This is a genomic window from Tardiphaga sp. GW821-FHT12E02 (assembly GCF_058807155.1).
In genome coordinates this window covers 735,007-759,604 of record NZ_JBXAQK010000001.1, presented here as the reverse complement: position 1 = coordinate 759,604, position 24,598 = coordinate 735,007, and the positions used below count along the sequence as shown (strand labels likewise).

General features: G+C 62.7%; 22 protein-coding genes and 1 tRNA gene. 10 read left to right on the top strand and 13 right to left on the bottom strand.

The features are described 5' to 3' along the window. Positions 1–17 precede the first annotated feature (17 nt). From AC1RQ5_RS03620 to AC1RQ5_RS03605, 4 genes are read right to left on the bottom strand one after another with little or no spacing between them, the layout of a single operon-like run. Entirely contained in the window at positions 18–596 is a 579-nt protein-coding gene (locus AC1RQ5_RS03620) for a UbiX family flavin prenyltransferase (protein WP_493197115.1), read from the bottom strand. Between the two features lie 16 nt (positions 597–612). Further along, entirely contained in the window at positions 613–993 is a 381-nt protein-coding gene (locus AC1RQ5_RS03615) for a cupin domain-containing protein (RefSeq protein ID WP_398475942.1), read from the bottom strand. 54 nt (positions 994–1,047) lie between these two features. Next, entirely contained in the window at positions 1,048–2,547 is a 1,500-nt protein-coding gene (locus tag AC1RQ5_RS03610) for a 4-hydroxyphenylacetate 3-hydroxylase family protein (protein ID WP_398475940.1), read from the bottom strand. A gap of 40 nt (positions 2,548–2,587) precedes the next feature. After that, the gene (locus AC1RQ5_RS03605) at positions 2,588–3,118 is read right to left on the bottom strand and encodes a flavin reductase family protein (protein WP_493197114.1); all 531 of its coding nucleotides are present in this window, start codon (positions 3,116–3,118) and stop codon (positions 2,588–2,590) included. Positions 3,119–3,416: 298 nt separating this feature from the next. On the opposite strand from AC1RQ5_RS03605, the gene AC1RQ5_RS03600 reads away from it, so the two are divergent. Next, positions 3,417–3,845: a MarR family winged helix-turn-helix transcriptional regulator gene (locus tag AC1RQ5_RS03600; RefSeq protein WP_398475936.1), complete on the top strand. Its 429-nt coding sequence runs from the start codon at positions 3,417–3,419 to the stop codon at positions 3,843–3,845. Between the two features lie 138 nt (positions 3,846–3,983). Here the strand turns inward: AC1RQ5_RS03600 and AC1RQ5_RS03595 are convergent, their stop codons facing one another. The 6 genes from AC1RQ5_RS03595 to AC1RQ5_RS03570 all read right to left on the bottom strand — a co-directional run bounded on the left by AC1RQ5_RS03595 (position 3,984) and on the right by AC1RQ5_RS03570 (position 12,099). Beyond that, positions 3,984–4,673, bottom strand: coding sequence for a response regulator (locus AC1RQ5_RS03595; protein WP_493197113.1), 690 nt, complete (start codon positions 4,671–4,673; stop codon positions 3,984–3,986). Beyond that, positions 4,670–7,390, bottom strand: coding sequence for a DUF4118 domain-containing protein (locus AC1RQ5_RS03590; protein ID WP_493197112.1), 2,721 nt, complete (start codon positions 7,388–7,390; stop codon positions 4,670–4,672). Before AC1RQ5_RS03590 ends, AC1RQ5_RS03595 begins: the two co-directional genes overlap by 4 nt. Positions 7,391–7,431: 41 nt before the next feature. Continuing rightward, positions 7,432–8,037, bottom strand: a complete 606-nt coding sequence (locus AC1RQ5_RS03585; RefSeq protein WP_493197111.1) for a K(+)-transporting ATPase subunit C — start codon at positions 8,035–8,037, stop codon at positions 7,432–7,434. Positions 8,038–8,146: 109 nt separating this feature from the next. Continuing rightward, entirely contained in the window at positions 8,147–10,267 is a 2,121-nt protein-coding gene (gene kdpB, locus AC1RQ5_RS03580) for a potassium-transporting ATPase subunit KdpB (protein ID WP_493197110.1), read from the bottom strand. A gap of 14 nt (positions 10,268–10,281) precedes the next feature. Beyond that, a complete protein-coding gene (gene kdpA / locus AC1RQ5_RS03575) occupies positions 10,282–11,985 on the bottom strand; it encodes a potassium-transporting ATPase subunit KdpA (protein ID WP_493197109.1) in 1,704 nt (567 codons plus the stop codon). A gap of 24 nt (positions 11,986–12,009) precedes the next feature. Next, a complete protein-coding gene (locus tag AC1RQ5_RS03570) occupies positions 12,010–12,099 on the bottom strand; it encodes a K(+)-transporting ATPase subunit F (RefSeq protein ID WP_398475924.1) in 90 nt (29 codons plus the stop codon). Positions 12,100–12,451: 352 nt separating this feature from the next. Between AC1RQ5_RS03570 and AC1RQ5_RS03565 the strand changes: the two genes are divergently transcribed. The 3 genes from AC1RQ5_RS03565 (at position 12,452) to AC1RQ5_RS03555 (ending at position 14,509) form a co-directional block, all read left to right on the top strand. After that, complete coding sequence (locus tag AC1RQ5_RS03565) at positions 12,452–12,901, top strand: hypothetical protein (RefSeq protein WP_493197108.1); 450 nt, start codon at positions 12,452–12,454, stop codon at positions 12,899–12,901. A gap of 64 nt (positions 12,902–12,965) precedes the next feature. Next, on the top strand, positions 12,966–13,880 hold the full coding sequence (locus tag AC1RQ5_RS03560; protein WP_493203292.1) for a 2-dehydro-3-deoxygalactonokinase: 915 nt from the start codon (positions 12,966–12,968) through the stop codon (positions 13,878–13,880). Then, entirely contained in the window at positions 13,877–14,509 is a 633-nt protein-coding gene (locus tag AC1RQ5_RS03555; RefSeq protein ID WP_493197107.1) for a 2-dehydro-3-deoxy-6-phosphogalactonate aldolase, read from the top strand. The genes AC1RQ5_RS03560 and AC1RQ5_RS03555 overlap by 4 nt, the downstream gene beginning before the upstream one ends. On the opposite strand, the gene AC1RQ5_RS03550 is transcribed toward AC1RQ5_RS03555, so the two are convergent. Continuing rightward, positions 14,502–16,244 carry a serine aminopeptidase domain-containing protein gene (locus AC1RQ5_RS03550; protein WP_493197106.1) on the bottom strand — a complete coding sequence of 581 codons (1,743 nt, stop codon included), beginning with the start codon at positions 16,242–16,244 and terminating at the stop codon, positions 14,502–14,504. The genes AC1RQ5_RS03555 and AC1RQ5_RS03550 overlap by 8 nt on opposite strands. Positions 16,245–16,601: 357 nt before the next feature. Between AC1RQ5_RS03550 and AC1RQ5_RS03545 the strand changes: the two genes are divergently transcribed. The 5 genes from AC1RQ5_RS03545 (at position 16,602) to AC1RQ5_RS03525 (ending at position 22,461) form a co-directional block, all read left to right on the top strand. Continuing rightward, the gene (locus tag AC1RQ5_RS03545) at positions 16,602–16,847 is read left to right on the top strand and encodes an acyl carrier protein (protein ID WP_398475914.1); all 246 of its coding nucleotides are present in this window, start codon (positions 16,602–16,604) and stop codon (positions 16,845–16,847) included. Positions 16,848–16,914: 67 nt separating this feature from the next. Next, on the top strand, positions 16,915–18,060 hold the full coding sequence (locus AC1RQ5_RS03540; protein WP_493203290.1) for an acyl-CoA dehydrogenase family protein: 1,146 nt from the start codon (positions 16,915–16,917) through the stop codon (positions 18,058–18,060). Positions 18,061–18,065: 5 nt separating this feature from the next. After that, positions 18,066–18,995 carry an amino acid--[acyl-carrier-protein] ligase gene (locus AC1RQ5_RS03535; RefSeq protein ID WP_493197105.1) on the top strand — a complete coding sequence of 310 codons (930 nt, stop codon included), beginning with the start codon at positions 18,066–18,068 and terminating at the stop codon, positions 18,993–18,995. A 3-nt stretch (positions 18,996–18,998) separates the two neighbouring features. Further along, the gene (locus AC1RQ5_RS03530; protein ID WP_493197104.1) at positions 18,999–19,994 is read left to right on the top strand and encodes a DUF1839 family protein; all 996 of its coding nucleotides are present in this window, start codon (positions 18,999–19,001) and stop codon (positions 19,992–19,994) included. Between the two features lie 13 nt (positions 19,995–20,007). Continuing rightward, positions 20,008–22,461, top strand: a complete 2,454-nt coding sequence (locus AC1RQ5_RS03525) for a glycosyl hydrolase 2 galactose-binding domain-containing protein (RefSeq protein ID WP_493197103.1) — start codon at positions 20,008–20,010, stop codon at positions 22,459–22,461. A 131-nt stretch (positions 22,462–22,592) separates the two neighbouring features. Here AC1RQ5_RS03525 and AC1RQ5_RS03520 read toward each other — a convergent pair. Beyond that, a tRNA-Leu gene (locus tag AC1RQ5_RS03520) sits at positions 22,593–22,679 on the bottom strand. Positions 22,680–22,840: 161 nt separating this feature from the next. Between AC1RQ5_RS03520 and AC1RQ5_RS03515 the strand changes: the two genes are divergently transcribed. Then, positions 22,841–23,809 (top strand): complex I NDUFA9 subunit family protein, encoded by a 969-nt coding sequence (locus AC1RQ5_RS03515; RefSeq protein WP_493197102.1) that lies wholly within the window; start codon positions 22,841–22,843, stop codon positions 23,807–23,809. Between the two features lie 144 nt (positions 23,810–23,953). On the opposite strand, the gene AC1RQ5_RS03510 is transcribed toward AC1RQ5_RS03515, so the two are convergent. Then, a complete protein-coding gene (locus AC1RQ5_RS03510; RefSeq protein ID WP_493197101.1) occupies positions 23,954–24,574 on the bottom strand; it encodes a 2,3-bisphosphoglycerate-dependent phosphoglycerate mutase in 621 nt (206 codons plus the stop codon). Between the last annotated feature and the right edge of the window lie 24 nt (positions 24,575–24,598).

The following is a 24,598-nucleotide window of genomic DNA, read 5'->3' as shown; positions in this document are numbered from 1 at the left end:
AAATGACGGGTGCGCATTCATGCAATATCCCGCGGCTTGCCGGCGCCGAGCCCTTCCCAGCGGCTCACCACATCCGTCTGTATATCAAACAGATCGAGAACGCGGCCGAGGGTCTGATCGACCATCTGCTCGAGGCTGGCGGGTTTGGCATAAAAGGCAGGGACAGGCGGATAGACGATGGCGCCGATTTCGGTCACTGCCGCCATGGCCTTGAGATGCCCGAGATGCAACGGCGCCTCGCGCGCCATCAGTACAAGCCGGCGCCGTTCCTTCAACACCACATCGGCGGCGCGCGTGACCAGCGACGACGTCACGCCGGTGGCGATTTCCGCCAGACTGCGCATGGAACATGGCGCGATGACCATGCCCATGGTCTTGAACGATCCGGACGATATCGTGGCGCCGATATTGTCCGCCTGATGCACGACGTCGGCGAGATCGACGACGTCGGAGACGGCGAGATCAAGTTCCTGGGTCAGCGTGATCTTCGCCGACCGGCTCAGCACGAGATGCGTCTCGACATCCGTCGCCTGCAACAGCCGCAGCAGGCGGACACCATAAATGGCGCCCGACGCTCCGGTTATGGCAACGATCAAACGTCGCGGCGCGATCTCAGGCTGGATCGAAATAGTGGATCTCCATCAGCACGCAGCCGCCCACCGACTTGAACGGGCCATGGAAGACGCCCGGCGGACGGACCGCATAGGTGTTCGGCTGGAAGCTCTCACCGCCATTGCCCTGCTTGTCGTTGCCGACGATCAGATCGCCGGTGAACAGGAACACTTCTTCCCAATATTCATGCACGAAAGGCTCGGTGGTGTACACGCCCGGCTCGAAGCGCAGCAGGCGGGTGCGGCTGCCCTGCTTGTTCGGCTCGTCGAGCGCGCCGGACAGGATCTTCTGCTGGATGCCGGCGGGATAACCGGGCGGCGTTTCCCAGCCCGACGACATGTCGATGGTGCGGAATTCGTCGTGAATCTTGTTAACGGCCATGATGGTTGTCCTGACGTAGCAGATTAAGACTTCGCAGTTTTAAGACTCGGCAGCTTAAGCAACGGCGCGAGGTGCGGCGACGGGCTTGCCGCCGGTGGTGAGTTCATCGGCAAGGTCATAGCTCGCCAGCATCTTGTCGAGCAACGCCGTGGCCTGCGCCCAGTCATATGTGCGGAACGCATGGCCCTTGGTGACGAAGGTCGCGCCCGCGAAGAACATCTCATATTGCGAGTGGCGCGAGGCGAATTCGGAGCCGACCGCATCCCAGGCGAGCTTGTAGAATTTCACCTTGTCGACGGCGCTGGCGGCCGGCGACTGCTGGGTCTTGCCGATCAACGACGCCAGCTCCGGATTCCCAAAGTCCTTCACCGAAGACGGCAGCATGATCATGCCACCGCCGGCGAGTTCACGCAGCGTGTTGATGACCTTGGCATAGAGCTGCTGGGTCAGAACCTGCGCGCCGTACAGCAGCCCGCGATCCGGCACGAAATAGGGGCCGCGCTGGGCGCCCTTGGCTTCCATGCCGAGCACGAAGGCTTCGACCATGGACACTTCGGCAGCGAGCTGGCCGAGCATTTCCTTGACCTGCGGGAAGCCGATGACGCCATTGGTCTCGGCGGTGCGATGCGCGATGCCGATCAGGAAGCGCAGTTTCACCGACAGGCGGATCATCGCCTGGTAATTCTGATAGGAATGCGCCGGCGTTGCGTGGAACTGCTTCTGGCACATCGCGATGTCCTGATCGATGAACACGCGATCCCAAGGCACCTTCACATCGTCGAAATACAGGACGGCGTCGTTCTCGTCGAAGCGGCTGGCCAGCGGGTTGTCGAACACCGACGTCGCCGACGCCTCGTACGACTTACGCGACAGGATCTTGAGACCCTTCGTGTTCATCGGAATCGCGAAGGACACCGCATATTTCTCGTCGCCGGGCTGCAGTGGCTGGATGCAGGTGACGAACACTTCATTGGCCATGATGCCGCCGGTGGCCAGCATCTTGGCGCCGCGGATCACGAGGCCATCGGCATCGCGCGAAAGTACGCCAGCCGACAGATAGGGATCGGCCTGCTGGGCTGCGCTCTTGGAGCGGTCGGCCTGCGGATTGATGATCACGTATGTCAGATAGAGATCGTTGTCGCGGGCGTAACGATAGTAATCGGCCAGCGCCTTGGCGCGGTCGGCATTGTAGGCCTCGAACACCTCGAGACCCATGAACATGCCGGCAATGCAGGAGGCGACGTGATCCGGCGCGCGGCCCATGAAGCCGGCATGCAGCTCGGTCCAGGCTTCCAGGCCGGCACGGCGCTTCTTCAGCGCGTCATAGCTGCCCGGCAGTTCCCAGATGCGGTTGGCGCGGGTGCCGGTTTCGGTCTCGAACGTCATCAAGTCGCGATTTTCGGGTGCGCTGTGAAAATCGAACATCTTCCCCACCGAAGCGACGGCGCCGCGATAGGCGGGATGGGTGGTAACGTCCTTGACGAGCTCGCCGTCGAGGTAAACCTCGCGGCCGTCGCGCAGGCTGGCAATGTGCTGTTCGCCGGTCTTGATCATGCTGTCCCTCGAAACTTCCGAACTTTCGTCGTGCCAACTCTTAATAGTGCATGGGGAGCGGCCATTCCGGGCTACGCTCCGTATCCTTGAGGCTGCGATAGGCCCCGCGAAAGAAGACCAGCGGCTCATTGGCCGGATAGGCCGAGAACTTCACCACGCGACCCACGAAGATGACGTGGTCGCCGCCGTCATATTGCGCATAGGGCGCGCATTCGAAATGCGCGAGCGCGCCAGCAATCAGCGGCGCCGCTTCGTGGCCCAGCGTGTGTTCCACGGCTTCCCACTTGTCGCCCAGCGCCCGCGCGAACTTGTTCGACAGATGCTCCTGGTTGCGGCCCAGGATATTCACGGCATAACCCTTGGCCTCGGTCATCGCCTTGAGGCTGAACGCCTTGCGATCGATGGAGAACAGGATCAGCGGCGGATCGATCGACACCGAGTTGAAGGAACTCATGGTCAGCCCGATCGGCTGCCCACCGGCGCCTTCGGCGGTGATGACAGCAACGCCGGTAGCGAACTGCCCGAGCGCCTGGCGGAAAGCGCGGGGATCCACGTCCGCAGTCACGCTCATGAGACCTTCTCCTGACCGGAAGCCATTAGCTTTGCTACAAAGCTATATTATCGAGCGATGATGCCCTGTCAAGCATGGCAGGGCTGCTATCAAACTGTCGATGCGAACTTGTTTGCTAGTAAGCGGCCCGCTATACGACTCATAGGTGTGCGGGGACCTGATGGCGACGAAAAGCAAATCAAAGAAAATTCGAGCCGAACTGACCATTTCACGGCCACAATTGATGGTCGATGGGTCGGATCGGGCGTTTCGGCAATTCTTGCATGACACATTGGCGTTTTCGGCACGGCTGCAAGCCGTGCGGGGCCAACTGGGTGCCGTGATCGGCCTGTCAGGCACGCAATATACGGTGCTGATCGCCATTTCTCATTTGAGTAGTGGAGATGAGAAAATCGGCGTCAATCAGGTCGCCGAGCATCTGCATTTCAGCGGCGCCTTCATCACCATCGAGATCAACAAGCTGGTGGCCGCCGGCCTGGTGGAAAAGGAAACCGACGCGGACGATCGCCGCCGGGTCATCCTCACCACGACACAGAAGGCCCGCGCACTGCTCAACGAATTGGCACCTGTGCAACGCCCGGTGAACGACATGCTGTTCCGCGCCATGTCCGCCGCCGATTTCGAACGCAACCGCAAGCTGATGTCCGACATGGTCGATGCAGCGGATGAGGCGATTCGCTTGCTGGACTACAATGCGCCGAAGGGGCCGGGAAAATCCGGCAAGTAAGCCGCCTTCACAAACTCTCCCCTCATCCTGAGGAGCGGTCGTCTCCGACCGCGTCTCGAAGGACGGCGGCGCACTCCATTCATGGTTCGAGACGCGCACCAAGTGGCGCGCTCCTCACCATGAGGGCGGAGATCGGTCTCAATCCGGCGCCCGGAGCCGATAGCCAATGCCGGTTTCGGTCAGCACGAATTGGGGGCGCTCGGGGTCCAACTCGATCTTCTGTCGCAACTGGCGCACGTAGACGCGCAGATATTGCGCGTCGGTTAGCTCGTCCCACAATTCCTTCAGCAGGAAACGATGGGTCAGCACCTTACCGGCATGCTGAACCAGCACGCGCAATAAGTCGTACTCCTTCGGTGACAGTTTCACCTCGCGCTCGCCGACCTTGACGATGCGGCGGACCAAATCGACCGACAGCTCACCGGTCTTGAACACCGGCCGCTCGCCATGCACCTGCAACTGATGCCGCAATGCAGCGCGCAACCGCGCCAGCAACTCATCCATCCCGAACGGCTTTGTCAGATAGTCGTCAGCCCCGAGATCCAGGGCCTGCACCTTGCCGGCCTCGTCGCCCCGGCTCGACAGCACCACGATCGGCACGCTGTCATTGCGCGCCCGAATCATCTGCAGGAGATCGTGACCCTGGATATCCGGCAGACCGAGATCGAGGATGATCAGCGCCGGCTCCTCGGCCAGCTTTTCCAGCGCCAGCTTGCCATTGCTGGCTTCGATGATGTCGTAGCCCTGCGTGCTCAGGCCCATCCGCAGCAATTTGCGGATCGGCGGCTCGTCATCGATGACCAGGACCTTGATAGGGGAGGCATTCATGCGGCGGTGTCCAGGGCTTCGGACGCCGGCGGGACCGGCAAGCGGATGGTGAGCACGGCACCCGAACGATCGGTGCGATTGGTCGCGGTGATGGTACCCTGCATGGCTTCGACAAAGCCACGCGAGATGGCGAGACCGAGGCCGGTGCCGGCACGAACATGATCGCCTTTGTTGGCGCGGTAGAACTTGTCGAACACCTGTTCGAGGTCGGCAGCCGAAATCCCTGCGCCTTCGTCCATGACTTGCAAGATCACGGCATCATCCTCACGCCTTGCACGGATGGAGATCGTCGTATCCGATGGCGCATATTTGGCGGCGTTATCGAGCAGATTGAACAGCACCTGCTCGAACAGGACGGCGTCGAGCTTCAACATCGGAAGATGCGGCGCCAAGTCTAGCGCTACACGATGACCGCCCAGGATTTTTCCAGCCCGGCGCAGCGCGCTGCCGACGATCTCACCGGGATCGAGCAACACGGCATTCGGCACCACCGCGCCGGATTCGAGTTTTGTCATATCCAGCAGATTGGCGATAAAGCGATTGAGGCGTTCGGATTCGTCGATCACGGTGGCGAGCAGATCGGCACGCTCGGCTTCGCTGAGCTTCGGTGACAGATCGCGCAAGGTGGAGGCTGCACCAAGCACGGATGCCAGCGGTGTTTTCAGGTCATGCGAGATCGAGGTCAGCAGCGCCGCGCGCAGACGATCGGATTCGATATTGCGCTGGGCACGGTCCATGTCCTCGACCAGTTGCACGCGCTCGATGGCGAGCGCGCTCTGATCCACCAGTGCATCGAGCAGCCGGCGTTGATCGGGCGTCAGCAGCGGCCCGGTGCGGTCGTCATCGATGCCGATGACCCCGATCGATCCGCGCCCGGTGCGCATCGGCAGGAACAGGCGCCTGGCGCCCGGCAGTGTGTCGGAGCCGCGACCGGCGGGGCGATCATTGCTCCAGGCCCAATTGGCGGCGGCGAGATCGGCCTGGTCGAGCTGATCTTCCGGCGGATAACCGGCCTTCACCGTGATGACGCCGGCATCCGGCAGCAGCAACACGACGCGGACGCGCAACATCAGCGCGATCTGATAGGCAGAGGCCCAGAGCACATCATCGAGCGTCGCCGTGCCCGCGAGCTTGCGGCTGAACGCATAGAGCGACTCGGTGGTCCGCACGCGGCCGAAGGCGGAAACGGCTTGGCTACGCACCCGCGCCGCGAGATTGGACACCAGCACCGCCACCAGCATGAAGAAGAAGAAAGCCGCGACATTGGTCGGGTCGGTGATCGTGAACGTGTAGACCGGCGGCAGGAAGAAGAAGTTGTAGGCCAGCGATCCGCTCAGGCTGGCGAGTAGCGACGGCCCGAGCCCGAAGCGGACGGCGATGCCGACCACCGCCGTCATGAAGATGAGATCGACATTCTCGACGCCGAAAACCGGATAGAGCAGCATGCCGACGCCGAGCGCTGCCGCGATAATGGCGATCGACAACGCATAAGGTTTTGGATCGAACGGCTCGGCCCGGTCACTGATCTGGGCGCGCCGGGTGCTTGGCTCCGTCGGCAACGCATCGCCGGCAACCACATAGACACCGATATTACCGGCACGGCGCACGAGATCATGCACCACCGAGCCACGCAGCAGCTCGAACCACCATGACCGCGACGCCTTGCCGATCACGATCTGGGTGACATTGTTGGCACGGGCATAGCCGAGCAGATCATCGGCGATATGCCGGGCTGCGGCAGGGATCGTCAGCGCCTCGGCGCCAAGCGCTTCGGCCAGCCGCAGCGTATCTGCGAGACGATCGCGCTGTTCTTCCGAGAACTGCAGGCTGCGCCGCGTTTCGATGCTGACGGCCGTCCATGGCGCATGCAGGCGATCGGCCAGGCGCTTGGTGTAGCGGACAAGACCCGCCGAGCGCGGATCTTCGCTGATACAAACCAGAATACGCTCGCCCGCCGCCCAGGGGCCGGCAATGGCGTTCGCCTGCATATGGGTGAGCAACTGCTCGTCCACGCGATCGGCCGTGCGGCGCAGAGCGAGTTCGCGCAGCGCCGTGAGATTGCCCGGCGAAAAGTAATGCTCGAGCGCGCGCTCGGCCTGTTTCGGGACGTAGATCTTGCCTTCCTTCAGGCGCTGGATCAGGTCGTCCGGCGTGAGATCGATCAGCTCGATGGCATCGGCGCGGTCGAACACCGAGTCCGGCACGGTCTCGCGCACCCGTACATGGGTGATTTGCGCGACGACATCATTCAGGCTTTCGATGTGCTGGATATTGACAGCGGTATAAACATCGATCCCGGCGGTGAGCAGCTCGGCAACGTCGAGATAGCGTTTCGGATGACGCGAGCCCGGTGCATTGGTATGCGCGAGCTCATCGACCAGCACGAGTTTCGGGCGACGCGCGAGGATCGCATCGAGATCCATCTCGTCGAGCGTCTGGCCTTTATGGGCAATCATCCGCCGCGGGATGACGTCGAGCCCGGCGAGCAGCGCCTCGGTCTCGGCGCGGCCATGGGTTTCGACCACGCCGACCACCACATCGACACCCGCCTTCTTCTTGGCATGGGCGCTTTGCAGCATCTCATAGGTCTTGCCGACGCCGGGGGCGGCGCCGACAAAGATTTTCAGCCGCCCGGCCACACCTTCCTCGCGCCGTGCTGTTTCGAGCAAGGCTTCCGGCGAGGGACGTTGGTCGGGGTCGCGGCTTTGATGTGCCATGAAGCGATATATAGTCTCCGCCGGGGAACCGGCCTAGATGGCTACTTTGCGCCAGCCGCATCCAGCGCCAGATTCAGCGCGAGGACGTTAACGCGGGGTTCGCCCAGAAAGCCGAACAGCCGGCCTTCGGTTCTCTCCTGTACCAGCGCACGCACCCGATCCTCCGGCAGGCCTCGCGCCCTGGCGACACGGGGCACCTGGAACAGCGCGCCTTCCGGCGAGATGTTCGGATCGAGGCCGCTGGCTGAGGCTGTCACGAGATCGACCGGCACCGGCATCGACGGGTTTTCTGCCTTCAGTCTCTCGACGTCTTCCTTGATGCGATCCGCCAGTGCCTTGCTTGTGGGACCGAGATTGGAGCCCATGGAGTTCACGGCATTGTAGGGCTGCGGCACCGTCTTGGTGGCATCCTGCGGATCGGCGCCTGTGGTCGCCGACGGGCGGCCCCGGAAATAGGTGTCGCCCTTGAACTCCTGGCCGATCAGCGATGAGCCGATCACCTTGCCGTCCTTTTCAATCAGGCTGCCTGCGGCCTGGGCGGGGAAGATAGCGCCGCCGATGCCGGTCATCGCCAGGGGATAGGCAAGGCCGGTGATGGCGGTGAGCAGGACGAAGACGACGATGGCGGGACGCAATTCTTTCAACATGACGAATGTCCTTTGTGATCGTCATTGCGAGGAGCGAAGCGACGAAGCAATCCAGGTCTTTTTTTTGCATGTAGCTCTGGATTGCTTCGCTGCGCTCGCGATGACGGAGTTAGACGAGGCGTAGAGCGGAGACCGCGAGGTCGATGACCTTGATGCCGATGAACGGAACGATGAGGCCGCCGACGCCATAGATCAGCAGATTGCGGCCGAGCAGCGCACCGGCGCCGATGGGCTTGTAGGACACGCCTTTCAGCGCCAGCGGAATCAGCGCGATGATGATGATCGCGTTGAAGATGATGGCCGACAGGATGGCGCTTTGCGGACTGGCGAGCCCCATGATGTTGAGCGCGCCCAGCTGCGGATAGAAGGCGATGAACAGCGCCGGGATGATGGCGAAGTATTTGGCCACGTCGTTTGCGATCGAGAACGTGGTCAGCGCGCCGCGCGTCATCAGCAATTGCTTGCCGATCTCGACGACCTCGATCAGCTTGGTCGGATTGCTGTCGAGGTCGACCATGTTGCCGGCCTCGCGCGCCGCCTGGGTGCCGGTGTTCATGGCGACACCGACATCGGCCTGTGCAAGCGCCGGCGCGTCATTGGTGCCGTCGCCGCACATGGCCACCAGCTTGCCCTTGGCCTGCTCGTCGCGGATCAGCTTGAGCTTGTCTTCGGGGGTTGCCTGCGCCAGGAAATCATCGACGCCAGCCTCAGCTGCGATAGCTGCAGCTGTCATCGGATTATCGCCGGTGATCATGATGGTGCGGATGCCCATCTGGCGCAGCTCCGCAAAGCGCTCGCGAATGCCGCCCTTGACGATGTCCTTGAGATAGATGACGCCCAGCAGCCTGCCGTCGCGCACCACGCCGAGCGGCGTGCCGCCGGCCTTCGCCACTTCATCGGCAATGGTCTGCAATTCGCGGGCGGCCGGTGACAGGTTCGCAGGCTGCAGCGCGCGGGCCGTATTTCCCGACACCGTCGCCATGTCGGTGCCGCCGACATAAGCGAGAATCGAATCCACGGCACCCTTGCGTACCGAAATGCCGGACGCATCGATGCCGCTCATGCGCGTCTGCGCGGTGAAGGGAACGAAGGTGGCGCCAAGCTCGGCCATGTCGCGGCCGCGGATGCCGTATTTCTCCTTCGCCAGCACGACGATGGAGCGGCCTTCCGGCGTCTCGTCGGCCAGCGAGGCGAGCTGGGCTGCATCAGCCAGTTCCTGCTCGGTGATCCCCCGCAGCGGACGGAACGCCGTCGCCTGGCGATTGCCCAGCGTGATGGTGCCGGTCTTGTCGAGCAGCAGCGTATCGACGTCGCCCGCGGCTTCCACCGCGCGGCCGGACATCGCCAGCACATTGAAGCGCACCAGGCGATCCATGCCGGCAATGCCGATGGCCGAGAGCAGCGCACCGATGGTGGTCGGGATCAGCGTGACGAACAGCGCCACGAGCACCACGACCGAGATCGTTCCGCCGGCATAGGCGGCATAGCTCGGGATCGTCACCGTCGCGAACACGAAGATGATGGTGAGGCCGAGCAGCAGGATGTTGAGCGCGATCTCGTTCGGCGTCTTCTGGCGCTCGGCGCCTTCCACAAGCTTGATCATGCGATCGATGAAGGTGGAGCCCTGCGCCGCGGTGATGCGAACGCGGATCCAGTCCGACAACACCTGCGTACCGCCGGTGACCGCGGAACGGTCGCCGCCGGATTCACGGATGACAGGCGCGGATTCGCCGGTGATGGCGGCCTCGTTGACAGAGGCGACGCCTTCGATCACTTCACCATCGGACGGAATGAGATCGCCGGCCTCGACCAGCACGATATCGCCGACCTTCAGCGTGGTGCCCGCCACCATGCGATAGCTCCGATCGCCGGCATCGCTGCTGGTGAGCAGCTTGGCCTGACTTTCGGTGCGCGTCTTCTTCAGCGTATCCGCCTGCGCCTTGCCGCGCCCTTCGGCGACGGCTTCGGCGAAATTGGCGAACAGCACCGTGAACCAGAGCCACAGGATGATCTGGAAGGTGAAAGCGAGATCCTCGCCTGATGTCACCACATTCTTGATGAAGATGACCGTGGTGAGCGCGGCGACGACCTCGACCACGAACATCACCGGGTTCCTGATCATCGCCCGCGGATCGAGCTTCCTGAACGACGCGCCAATGGCGGGCACCACGATCTTGGGATCGAGCAATGCCGAGCCAGACGCACGCTTTTGCAGTTTGAGGGTTTCCATGGGGATTGCTCCGATCAGAACAGGTTGCCGGCCAGCATCGCGAGATGCTCGACGATCGGCCCCAGCGCGAGCGCGGGGAAGAAGGTGAGGCCGCCGATGATGAGGATGACGCCGATGACGAGGCCGACAAACAGGCCGCCCGTGGTCGGCAGCGTGCCGGCGGATGGCGGGATCGACCTCTTCTCGACCAGCGACCCCGCCAGTGCCATGGCCGGAATGATCATGAAGAAGCGACCGACCAGCATCGAGCAGGCGAGCGTGAGATTGTAGAAGAACGTATTGCCAGTGAGGCCGCCAAAGGCCGAGCCGTTATTGCCCGTGGCCGACGTGAAGGCGTAGAGCACTTCCGTAAAACCATGCGGGCCGGCATTAGCCATCGACGCGACGGCCGACGGCAGCACGACCGCCACCGCCGTCCAGCCGAGATACATCAGCGGCAGGACGAGAATGGCGAGCATCGCCATCTTCACTTCGCGCGCCTCGATCTTCTTGCCGACATATTCCGGCGTGCGACCGACCATCAGGCCCGCGACGAAGATCGCCAGCACGATGAACAGCAGCATGCCGTAGAGACCTGCGCCGACGCCGCCGACAATGATCTCGCCGAGCTGCATATTGATCAGCGGGATCATGCCGCCGAGTGCGGTGAAGGAGTCGTGCATCGCATTGACCGCACCGCAGGAGGCTGCGGTTGTGATGACGGCGAACAGCGCCGAGGCGGCGATGCCAAAGCGCGTCTCCTTGCCTTCCATATTGCCGCCGCTGAGACCGAGCGTCTGCAGAACATTGGTGCCAGAGGCTTCAGCCCAATAGGTGACGGCGACGCCGACGATGAACAACACGCCCATGACTGCCAGGATCGCCCAGCCCTGTTTGGGATTGCCGACCATGCGACCGAACACATTGGTCAGTGCCGCGCCGATGGCGAAGATCGCCAGCATCTGGACGAAGTTCGACAGCGCTGTGGGATTCTCGAATGGATGCGCGGCATTGGCATTGAAGAAGCCGCCGCCATTGGTGCCGAGCATCTTGATCGCCACCTGCGAAGCGACGGGGCCGACCGCGATGGTCTGCTTGGCGCCTTCAAGCGTGGTCGCATCCACATAGGCGCCGAGCGTCTGCGGCATGCCCTGCGAGATGAGAAACAGCGTGAGGACCACGCAGAGCGGCAGCAGCACATAAAGCGTCGCGCGGGTGAGATCGACCCAGAAATTGCCGATGGTGCGCATCGACGAGCGTGCGAAGGCACGGATCAGCGCCACGGCGATCGCAATGCCTGTGGCCGCCGACACGAAATTCTGCACCGTAAGACCCAGCATCTGGGTCAGATACGACAGGGTGCTCTCACCACCGTAATTCTGCCAGTTGGTATTGGTGACGAACGACACCGCGGTGTTGAAAGCGAGATCGGGTGCTACCGCCGACTGCCCCTGCGGATTGAGCGGCAACACATCCTGCAGCCGCATCAGCGCATAGAGGGACAGGAGACCTACGATCTGGAACAAGATCATGCCCACCGTATAAGTGAGCCAATGCTGCTCGCGCTTGGCATCGATCCCGGCGAGCGAATAGATGCCGGCCTCGACGGGCCGCAGGACCGGCGACAGGAACGTGCCCTCGCCATTGAACACGCGCGTCATGTAGCCGCCAAGCGGCTTTGTAAGCGCCAGGATCACCGCGCAGAACAGCGCGATCTGAATCCATCCGATGAGTGTCATGGTGTGTGACCTTGTGCGGCGCGCTCAGAACCGCTCGGGGCGGAGCAGCGCATAAGTGAGATAGACGAGGAGAGCAGCCGAGACGGTGCCGGCCAGCACGTAATCAAAGATCATGATCCATCGCCTCACAGCCGCTCGCAGGCATAGGTGTAGCCAAGCGTGAGAAGGAAGAAGCCGAGCCCGAGGCCCAGCATGAGAATGTCCAGCATGGAAAGCTCCTGATGCACTGGCACAGGACGCAAAGACTGCGCCCGATGCTCGATCAGGTGCCATTCACGGCGTAGGTTTTCGAGATGAGGGGAACTGCGAACTTATAGGAATCCCATAAAGACGCGGGAAGCCGGGCGGCTTGCGTTTATGGCGCAGCTATATTTTCACCTTTGAAATCGTCTCGTTTTCAAACGGCCGGCTAAGCAAATGTCAGGTTGCGGTCGCCCGACGATCGCGCCGTTGATGGAGTTGCGCCATGCCGCGTCTCTTACTTCTTCCAAATGCTGCTTCGCATCCGACATCGGATATCGACGCCGCGTCATTCACCGCCATCTGCCTCGCATCCTGCAAGCGCTTGCCGGCAATGCGCCGGACTACAGAGGCACAGCGTCTCGATCGTCTCGTCGCAGCCGGTGCATGGACTGATGCGGCTCTCGCACTGATTGCCATCGAACTGCCGGACTGGCAGCTCCGTCGCCTGGCCTTTGACGAGGGCGAGTGGCATTGCGCCTTGTCCAACGAGCGCAACATGCCGGACTGGCTCGACGGTGCCGTCGAGACCCATCATGCCGACATGGCCACGGCCATTCTGGATGCGTTTCGCAGCGCCATCGCTCGCCGCGGCACACCGCATCTGACAGCCGTCCCCGCCATCGCATCACTGCGCACCGATTTCACGCCCATGCTGTGCGAGAACTACTGTTAGGCACGTCGCTTTCGGCTATGCTCGATGCCTATTCGTGCCGAGAGAGCCGGAGAAAAACGTGACTGTGAGGAAACCGGCCTTCGTCGCCGTGGATTGGGGCACCAGTAGTTTTCGCGCCTGGCTGATGGCGGCCGATGGCCATGTGCTCGCGGAAGCCCGCGGCTCAGAAGGCATGCTCCATTGTGCGACGACCGGTTTTGCCCCGGTGCTCACCGATCATCTTGCAAAACTCGATGCGGCGCAGGATCTGCCCATAGTGATCTGCGGCATGGCCGGGGCCAAGCAGGGCTGGGTTGAGGCGCCCTATCTGCGCACACCGACCCGGCTCGGCGCATTGCATGACGGCGCCCAACGCGTGGATACGCCAGGTGATGTGCGCATCCTGCCTGGTATTGCACAGGTTGACCCAGCCGCGCCCGACGTCATGCGCGGCGAGGAGACGCAGCTGCTCGGTGTGACCGAGTCCAACTTCACCGGCCTCGTTTGCATTCCCGGGACGCACAGCAAATGGATCAGGATCGAGAACGGCAGCGTCGTCTCATTTACGACCTATATGACTGGCGAATTGTTTTCGGTCATCGCCCAGCACAGCATCCTGAAGCACGCGATGGAGTACGAAGCAGCATCGCCCGCAGCAAATGACGCGTTTCGCGACGGCCTGCAACGCGCCCTTGCGAAGCCAGCAGGTTTGACAGCCTCCCTCTTCAGCCTTCGCGCTGCGCAACTGCTCGGCTTCCAGCAACGGGCAGATGGCGCAACGCGCCTGTCGGGCCTGCTGATCGGCACCGAGATCGCCGATGCCAGCGCGCGTTACGGCACGCAGCCGGTACGTCTGATCGGCGCGGGCGCACTCGGGCAGCTCTATGCCACCGCGCTCGCGCAAGCCGGCTTCGACATCAGCATTGTCGATGCCGAACGCGCATCGCAACAGGGCCTCGCCAAGGCCGCCATCCGTTTGTGGGGAGCAACATTCACATGACCCAACCCGTCCCTTGGCCCAAAGTGAAACGTCCCCTTCTCGCCATCCTGCGCGGCGTGAAGCCCGATGAAGTGGAAGGCATCGTCGAGACGCTGATCGACACCGGCTTCGAGATGATCGAAGTGCCGCTGAATTCACCCGATCCGTTCGATTCCATCACCCGCATCTGCAAGCGATTCGGCAAAGAAACGTGGATCGGCGCTGGCACCGTGCTCACGGCCGACGACTGCGCCCGCGTCGCCGACGTCGGCGGGCGGCTGATGGTGAGCCCGAATGTCGATGTGGACGTGCTGGCGATGGCTGCGCGACGCGGCATGGTCACGATGCCCGGCGTATTCTCGCCCACAGAAGCTTTCCTCGCGCTGCGCTCGGGCGCTGCCGCGCTCAAATTCTTCCCGGCGTCGATCCTTGGCCCATCGGGCATCGCCGCCATCCGCGCGGTGCTGCCGAAGGATGCCGTCATCGGAGCAGTCGGTGGCGTATCCGACAAGAATTTTGCCGACTACATTGCCGCCGGCATCCGGGCGTTCGGCCTCGGCAGCAGTCTGTACAAACCCGGCATGAGTGTCGCCGACGTCAGGGCAACCGCACAGGCATCTGTTGTGGCTTATGACAGGACGGTTAGTTAGCCGCGAGCACGTCACCCAGGGCTTTCACCATCTGCGCACGCTTGGCCGCGTGGGTGAAGTCGTGATCGGCGCCGGGGATGATCGTGATCGACGCCATGGAATAGCGACGCAGTTTTGCACCCTTCCGCCCCATATAGCTGCGGAATTCGTTCAGCCCGTGATCGCCTTCCGAGAACAGCAGCGCCACACGCACGCCGCGGTCCTCCAGCAATTTGAAGCGCCGATGACCTTCGTCATGGAGGTTCGGAACGGGCGCGCCGCCTGCCGCTTCGGCAGGTTTCGGTGAGAGCTTGCCGGCAAGGCGTTTCAGCAAAGCACCCGCCGCCGTCCCGATGCGCAGGTTGCCGGACAGCAATCGCTTCAGGTTGCGCTTGCTGAGCAGCATGGTCGCGGATGCGTAGATGCTGCGATGGGCCGATTGCAGCGCTTCCGCCACGCTCTCCCGGGGATCCCAGACAAAACGCTGAATGTTGACGGGGATGGCGTAGCGAACCCGTGGATCCTGCACGGCGATCTGGAAGGCCCCGTAAGCGCCGCTGCAGCGACCGGCCACGGCGATCGGGCCGGCATCGCAGGTCGCGGCATAGTCGATGGCACACCGGAGATCATCGAGCTGTTCGTCGGAATACAGCACTTCGTCCGGCGCGCCGGCCGCAGCGATGCTGTCGCCGATGCCGCCGGCATCGAACCTGAATGATGCGATGCCGCGCTCGGCCAATGCCCGCGCCTGCTCGACCCCGGCGCGGCCCCAGCCGATGTGATAGTCACGCCCGGAATTGGCGAGCACCGCGATGGCTGACGGCTTGCGGCCGAGCGGCTTGCACAAAACGCCGAACAGCCGCCCATCCGGCCCGAAGCGGACGGGGAGTTCCTCATAATGCGGGCCGGCGATGGCCCGCGGGGGAGCAACGACCTTCGCAGGTGCCACGCCCTCGGCCATTGGCCCAGGCGGGAGATCATCGATCCACGACACGATGCGCCGCAGCGTCCCGAGCTGCGGCTCGGCCACCGATGGGTTCTGCAGTATATTCTCGTAACCGGCATAATCGAGATAGGAGACATCGGCGCCAAGCGTCGCCAGATGATTGCCGATCGAGTTTTCGCGCGAGGTCTGCGTGCGGTCGACCAGCAATACCCGTGGGGCCGGAGACTGCGTCGTCCGCGTCAGATCGATTGCCTTGATCGCAGCGGCACGGCCGTTGGCGAGCGGAAGGCCGGCGACGCAATAGCCGTTGTCATGGACGGGGTCGGGCCCGATGCCGATCCGCTCGGTCAGCATATTCGACCAGGCCTGGAGTTCACGCAGATAGCTGCGCCCCTTGACCACCGGCGCCATTAAAACTGCCGCCGTGACGCCCTGCAGTTCCGCTCCAAGCTGAGCCGCCAATGTCGCGCCAAAACCTTGCCCGACGAGAACGAGTTCCAGACGCGGATTATGGTCGCGCAAAAAGGCGACGCTCTTGCGCGCCGCATCGAGCCAATCGGCAATGCCGTCCGGCTCGCCGACGACATCGATGGCATCACTCGTGCCAGGATAATCGAAGCGGAGACAGGCATGGCCGGATGCTGCGATCATGTCCGCCAGCGCGCACCAGGTCGCGCGGCTTAACAATTCCTCATAGCCGATCGGCGACAGCAACAGGACAGCCTTGCGTCCAATCCGATCAACGCTGCCCGCGTGATAGAGGCCGCCGAAAGTCTCGAACGTGACCGGAATGCCATAGCGGGAATTCATGATCTGGAAACCATTATCGTTTGACTAGTTCAGCTCGTCCGCGAAATCGGACCGCAATTGATATTTGTCGTTCAGGCCATCGCCTCTTGAGGGGCAGCGATTTCGTAACTGACGAGCGACGACGAAGTCATTCGATATCGCTTTCCATCATTAATGCCCGGTCGGGCCTGTTTTCTTTTCGGTACTTAACTGCTCGCTAAGATCAAATCTTCAATGCATTAGGCTTTACGCCGAAACGACCTGTTGTTCGGGATCCCATTTACGACTCCCGCGCCATTTATCTGATATCAGCGAACTAACCTTGTGACGCTTCCCGCTAGAGAAGCCGTCCATTGCTTAATATTTCTGGAGGAATGAATGCGTGATCGCGTGCGTACCATTGTCGCATCGATGAATCTGGTCCCCGTTCCAGTCGAAGGCTTGACCGATGAGGACAACCTGTTCGATGCCGGCATGACATCGTTCGGCTCGGTTCAGCTGATGCTGAGGATCGAGGAAGATTTCGACATCGAATTCCCCAACGCGCTGTTGACCCGCAAGACATTCGCGACTTTGGGCGGGTTGATCGCCGCCGTCGAGCAGCTCGTCGCGCAGAAAGCCTGAACTCATGACATCGAGCACGGTGAAGCAGGGCGTTGACGCGACGAATGCCGCGCCGTGGCGCGATGTGATGCGGAAGATCGCGACCGACGTGGCGGCCCGGCATGCTGCGCATGCGGACCAGACCGCGACATTTCCCACGCAGACATTCCAGGCTCTGCGCGACAAGGGCATGCTCGGCCTGATGGTGCCGAAAAGCTTCGGCGGCCAGGAGCTCAGCCTGCGCCAGATCGCCGATCTCTGCGCCATTCTCGCAGGCGCCTGCGGCGCCAGCGGCATGATCTACGCCATGCATCAGATCAAGCTTTCCAGCCTGGTCGCCCATGGCATGGAGACCGACTATCACCGCGCATTGATGCGCGATGTGGCGAGCAAGCAGCTGCTGCTTGCGTCATCGACCACGGAAGCCGGTATCGGCGGCGATATGCGCGTGTCCAATTGCGCGATCGAAACCGATGGCGATCGGGTGTCGCTGACCAAGCAGGCGACTGTGCTGTCCTACGCTTTGGAAGCCGACGTCATTCTCGCCACGGCGCGCCGTCATCCCAGCTCGGCCGGCTCCGATCAGGTACTGATCGCGCTGCGACGTGACGATTACCAACTCGAACGCATCTCCGAGTGGAATACACTTGGCATGCGCGGCACCTGCTCGGAAGGTTTTGTCCTGACGGCAAAGGCTGGCACCGATCAGATCTTCCCAAAGCCGTTCCACGAGATCGCCGTGCAATCCATGCTGGCCACCGCCCATGTGTTGTGGGGCAGCGTCTGGTTCGGCATCGCCAGCGATGCGTTGGCGCGCGCGCATGCTTCGGTTCGCGCGACGGCGCGGCGCGTGCCGGCCGATTTCGCAGGGCCGCTGCCCGGCGCACCGCGACTGGCCGAGGCGACCGCGAAATTGCAGGCGTTCAAGGCTACGCTGGTCGCCCATATCGAACGCTTCGAGACGGCGAAGCGCGACGATGACGATCTGAACTCGAATAACTTCACGGTCGAGATGAACAATCTCAAGGTCATGGCCTCGAACATGGCCGTCGATGTCGTCCGTGAAGCGCTGCTGGTGACCGGCATTGCCGGCTATCGCAATGACGGCCCTTTTTCAGTCGGACGCCATCTCAGGGATGTGCTGTCGGCGCCGCTGATGGTGGCCAATGATCGCATTCTCGCCAACACCGCCGGCCTGGTGGTCGCGAGCCGATTTGACTCAGGTCTGGAGTGAGAGTGATGAACGCGCCTGCCAAAGCCGTACAAAGCCCGGAAGCCTTCCTCGATTCCTTGTTCGACGAATCGATTCTTATCAAGACTGGCGTCGATGGCCTCTATGGCCGCGCCGGCGTGTTCGAGGAGGTGATCGACCGGTTCGAGGACGCCGTGACGAAAATGGCGGTCGGCGATAAAGCCACGCGGATTCATTTTCCGCCGGGCATGCCGCGCAAGAATCTCGAAAAGGCGGGCTACCTCAAGAGCTTTCCGCAACTCGCCGGCTGCGTCCATTCCTTCATGGGCGACAATGCCGACCACGCAAAACTCGTCGGCATGATCGAGAAGGGCGAAGACTGGACCGAGATGCAGGACGCGACGGAAGTCGCGCTGACACCCGCGGCCTGCTATCCGCTCTATCCCACAGTGGCGGCTGCAGGCCCGGTGCCCGATGGCGGCCGCCTGTTCGACCTCAAATCCTACTGCTTCCGCCATGAGCCTTCGAAGGATCCCGGCCGCATGCAGCTGTTCCGGATGCGCGAATTCGTCCGCATCGGCACCGCCGATGATGTTATCGCCTTCCGCGCCACCTGGCTGGAGCGCGGCGAACAGCTCATCAAGTCGCTGGGCCTGCCCTGCGTCATCGATCTCGCCAACGACCCGTTCTTCGGCCGTCCCGGCCGCATGCTGGCGGCGAACCAGCGCGAACAGGGTTTGAAGTTCGAACTGCTGATCCCGGTCGCAAGCGATGACAATCCGACGGCGTGCCTGTCGTTCAACTATCACCAGAACCATTTTGGTACGCTGTGGGGCATGCAATTTGCCGATGGCGAAGCCGTGCATTCCGCCTGCGTCGGCTTCGGCCTGGAGCGAACGGCACTTGCGCTGTTCCGCCATCACGGCACCAAGGTCGAAGCCTGGCCCGATGATGTCCGCCGCGTGCTGTGGGGCTGAGCCTTGCCGATCGCATGTGCCATTGATGGTCTCGATCCCGCCCATTACGCGCGGCATGCGCTGCATGATCCCGCGCGGAACTGGCCCGAGACCAATTGCTATGTCGATCTCCTGATCGAGGTGCTGCACCAGCGCGGGCACGATCCCCGCGCGGCGCTGGCTTTCACCGTGGCGCAGGATTACGAGGGCGACCAGTTCACTTTCTTCAAGTATCCAGCAGCCGATCTTGCGCGTCTCTACGGTGTCGAGATCCTGGAGCTTTCGATCTTCGATGAGCTGGAAGAGCATGTGCGTGTGCAATTGACGCGCGGCCGCGTGCCGATGATCGAGGTCGATTCCTACTATCTGCCGGACACCCGCGGCATCACCTATCGCCACAGCCACGGTAAGACGACCATCGGCGTCAATGTGTTGGACTCAACCAGTCGCCGGCTCGATTACTTCCACAATGCCGGCTATTTTCGCCTCGAAGGCGAGGATTTTGACGCGCTAATGCGAACGCCGCGCGACAACGGCGCGCCACTGTTTCCTTATGTCGAATTCATCAAATTCGGTCCGGCACCATCAGCCCAGGCACAGGTCGAGATATCCCGCACGCTGCTGGCACATCATCTGCGTCGCCGCCCATCGCAGAATCCGTTCACGGCATGGGGAGATACGATCGGCGCCGACATCGCCAAACTGATGGGCCGGCCTCCCGAGTGGTTTCACATCTACGCCTTCAACACCTTGCGCCAGGCCGGCGCGAATTTTGAACTGCTCGCGACCTATTTGGCTTGGCTGCAGGAGCATGTTGCGGACCCGGCGCTTGAACGCGCAAGGATCGCGGCGGAAGCCATCGCCGGCGGCACCAAGATGATGCAATTCCAGTTCGCCCGCGCCTCCGCCCGCGGCAAGGTGCCCGACGTGACGGGCGCCATCCACCAGTTGGCGAGCGACTACGACATCGCTCTCGACAGCCTCACGGATGCTTTCGCCGCACGCGGCGCTGCGGTGTGATATCTCTCAAGCCATGACCGACATCCGCACCATGACGGGGCGCCATGTTCAGCCGCTAGACAGCGGCTGGGAATTGGCGCTGTCGCCCGCGCAGGCATGGCAGGAGCCCGGCGCGCTAGGTGGTGCCGTCTGGTTGCCGGCGATCGTCCCCGGCACAGCCACTGGCGCATTGCGGGCTCTCGGGCAATGGAGTTTCGACGAGCCGCAGCCGCTCCATGACAAGGATGTCTGGTATCGCCTGAAGATCAGCGGACACGGCGAGCGCAAGCTACGCTTCGAGGGGCTCGCGACATTCGCTGAAGTCTTTCTCGACGGCGCATCGATCCTCACCGCCAGCTCGATGTTCGAGCCTTATGAGGCCGACATCGTCCTCGACGGCGAGCATTGGCTGCATATCGCCTTCCGGAGTCTTCACCACGTGCTCGCAGCGACCAAAGGCCCGCGCGCACGCTGGAAGACCATGATGATCGCGGAGCCAAAACTGCGATTCCTGCGCACCACGCTGATCGGCCATATGCCCGGCTGGTGCCCGCCGGTGGATGTGGTTGGACCCTATCGATCCGTGCTGCTGATCGACGAGGGAGCGGTGCGCGCCAGTAACATCGATCTGCGCAGCCGCCTCGACGACACCGACGGCGTGCTAACGCTCGCACTCGATCTGTCCGGCGTGCCTGAAGGCGTCACACCGATCCTGCACTGCGCCGGATCAGAGACGCCGCTCACCGGGACGACACACTGGCAAGGCACACTCCGCATCCCGGATGTGGACCTGTGGTGGCCGCACACCCATGGCAAGCCAACGCTCCATGCAGCGAGTATCACCATCGGTGACGTACGCATCGATCTCGGCGAAGTCGGATTTCGCCGCATTGACATTGATCGCGGACTCGACGGAAACGGATTCACGCTTCATGTGAACGGCGTCCGTATCTTTTGCCGCGGCGCAAGCTGGACGCCCATCGACGTGGTTGGCCTGCAAGCCTCCGAAGCCGACTACGCGCGCGATCTCGGCCTGTTGCGGAGCGCCGGCCTCAACATGCTTCGCCTCAGCGGCACCATGCTCTACGAGACGCCGGAGTTTCAACGCCAGTGCGACCGGTTCGGCATCATGGTCTGGCAGGACATCATGATGGCCAATTTCGACTATCCGTCGGATCAGGCTTTTGCCGATGTCATCCGCAGCGAAGTCACGACTCTCATTCGCCGCCTGGGCGCATCGCCGTCATTGGCGGTTGTGTGCAGTGGCAGCGAAGTCGCCCAGCAGGCCGCGATGATGGGTCTGCCGCGCCAGACGCGTGACGTGCCCCTGGCGGACACCGTCATTCCCGAAGTCTTGGCTGATTGGTCCGACGTCATCTATGTGCCAGGCTCGCCATCCGGCGGCGCGCTGGCTTTCGTGAATGACGCCGGCCCCTCGCATTATTTCGGCGTCGGCGCCTATATGCGCCCGCTCGACGACGCCCGCCGCGCCAATGTGCGCTTCGCTTCCGAATGTCTCGCTTTCGCCAACCTGCCGGACGAGCGCCACTTCATCGATCATTCCGTCGATCCCGTCGCCAATCCCGACCGCTGGCTCAAAGGCGTGCCCCGCGACGGCGGCGCCTCCTGGGATTTTGACGATGTGCGCGAGCATTATCTCCAGGCGCTCTGGCATGAAGACGGGCGCAGCCTGCGCCACAGCGATCCCCCACGCTGGCGCCGACTCTCGCGTGCGATTGCAGCCGAAGTGATCGAACGCACCATCGACGAATGGCGCCGTCCGGCCTCCATCACCGCCGGCGCGCTGCTGTGGCTCTTGCGCGACCTCGAACCCGGCGCCGGCTGGGGCCTGCTGGATTCCGACAGCCGTCCGAAATCAACCTTCTACGCGCTTCGCCGCGCATCACTGCCGCTGCGCCTGTCGATATCAGATGAAGGCACCAACGGGCTCCATCTGCACGTCGTCAACGACACGCCACAGCCCGTCACCGGCCAGCTGAATTTGCGCTGCCTGAAAGACGGCAAGATCCCGGTGATCGAAGCCTCGCGCGACGTGGCCATCGCGCCGCATGGCGGTCTCTCCATCAGTTCCTTTGACCTCCTCGACCGTTTCTTCGATGCCGGCCATTGCTACCGTTTCGGCCCCGCCCCGCACGACACCGTGCATGCGAGCTTCACCACGGAGAACGCCGATCAGCCGCAAGAGGCGTTCCATTTTCTGAGTCCCCCGACGTCAGTTCTCGACCACACGATCGAAGCCGCACTCGGCGAAGACGCCGCCGGCTTCTTCCTGGATCTGCAGACGTCAGCAACGACGCGCTTCATCGAAATCGCCGACGACGCATTCTTGCCCGACGATAATTATTTCCATCTGACACCCGGCCATCGCAAAATCGTGCGGCTGGCACCGCCACAACATTCGGCCAGCGATCTGCGCCCATCAGGCCGTGTCTCAGCGCTCACGCTGAAAGGCGATGTCCCATACTGAGGGGCTTATTCGGGGTGTTTCATGGACGTGCCACGACAAAGATCATGTGTGCCACCCGCGTGTACCAACCGGCACCGCCGAGATCGATGATCCCGCTTATGTCCTTGTAAACCAATGGTTTAAAGGGGGTGTGGTGCCCAGGAAAGGACTCGAACCTTCACGGCCGTTAAGCCACTGGCACCTGAAGCCAGCGCGTCTACCAATTCCGCCACCTGGGCACGTGCGAGGCACGTGGCGCGGTGTGTAGGGGGCCGTTACGCACTTGTCAAATTGCTTTGTGCAATTCCTTTCCGCTGTACAGGCCAAGCGCGTTGGCGTATCGCGAAACGGTCTAAACTGCCGCCTTTTCACTGCCCTATCCACGCAAGGAACTGACCCCATGGCTGCCCCCCTCGACACCCTCGTGACGGTTTTCGGCGGATCCGGCTTTGTGGGTCGTCACGTGGTCCGCGCGCTGGCCAAGCGCGATTACCGGATTCGTGTCGCAGTGCGCCGCCCGGAGCTCGCAGGCTACCTGCAGCCGCTCGGCCGCGTCGGCCAGGTGCACACCGTGCAGGCCAATATCCGCAATCCCGCCTCCATCAAGGCCGCCATGCGCGACGCTTCGATCGTGGTGAATCTGGTCGGCATCCTGGCCGAAGGCGGCAAGCAGAGCTTTGATGCCGTGCAGGCCGAAGGCGCCGGCGCCATCGCGCAGGCCGCGGCGGAGATCGGCGCCCGCTTGGTGCATGTCTCGGCCATCGGCGCCGACGCCAATTCCGAATCGGCCTATGGCCGCGCCAAGGCCGCCGGCGAGGCGAATGTGCTGGCTGCCGTGCCACAGGCCTCGATCCTGCGTCCATCGCTGGTGTTCGGCCCGGAAGACAGCCTGACCAACCGCTTTGCCTCGCTGGCCCGCATGGCGCCTGTGATGCCGGTGTTCGGCGCCGAGACGAAGATGCAGCCGGTGTTCGTCGGCGATGTCGCCGAGGCCGTGGCCGATGCGGCCGAGGGCAAGACCAAGCCGGGCGCCGTCTATGAACTGGGCGGTCCGGAAGTGCTGACCGTGCAGGAGATCGTCGCCATCGTGCTCAAGACCATCGAGCGCGAGCGCATGATCCTGCCGGTGCCGATGGGCATCGCCAAGCTGAAGTCGTATGTCCTGCAATTCGCGCCCGGCGACTTCAAGCTGACGCCGGATCAGGTGGCGATGCTGAAGGTCGATAATGTCGTCTCGGACGCCGCCAAGGCTGCCGGCCTGACACTAGAGGGGCTGGGCATCGCGCCGGATTCGCTGGAAGCCGTGGCGCCGCAATATCTCTGGCGTTTCCGCGCCACCGGCCAGTTCGCGCATAACGGCGCGAACTAACCTCCGCTATCGACTGCCCCTCATGGTGAGGAGCGCGCCACTTGGCGCGCGTCTCGAACCATGAATGGGAGCATGCAGCCATCCTTCGAGACGCCGCGCTTTGCGCGGCTCCTCAGGATGAGGGCGGAGTTTGGGAGCGCCGCCTTACGCGAGATCGAGCTTCGATTCCACCGTCGCATCCGCCTTGAGGCGATAGATGATCGGTGCGCCGGTGCCGAGTTCGCGGGCCAGAATCCCTTCGGGCGACAGTTTTTCCAGCACCATGATCAGCGCGCGCAGCGAATTGCCGTGTGCGGCCACCAGCGTGCGCTCCCCACGGAGCACGCCGGGCAGGATTTCCTGCACATAGTAAGGCAGGGTGCGGGCCAGCGTGTCCTTCAGGCTCTCGCCGCCGGGCGGCGGGACGTCGTAGGACCGGCGCCAGATATGGACCTGCTCCTCGCCCCACTTCTCGCGGGCATCGTCCTTGTTGAGGCCGGAGAGATCGCCGTAATCGCGCTCGTTCAGCGCGAGGTTCTTGGTCACCGGAATGCCGGTCTGGCCCATTTCCTCCAGCGCAAGACGCAGCGTGTGCTGCGCACGGGTCAGGTCCGAGGTGAAGGCGCGGTCGAAAGTGAGGCCCTGGGCCTTCAGCTTGCGGCCGGCTTCCTTGGCTTCCGCGACGCCCTTCTCGGTGAGATCAGGGTCTTTCCAGCCGGTGAACAGGTTCTTCAGATTCCAGTCGCTCTGGCCGTGGCGGACGAGAACGAGAAGGCGGTCGGTCATCGCAGTTTCCTATTCCAGTTTGTT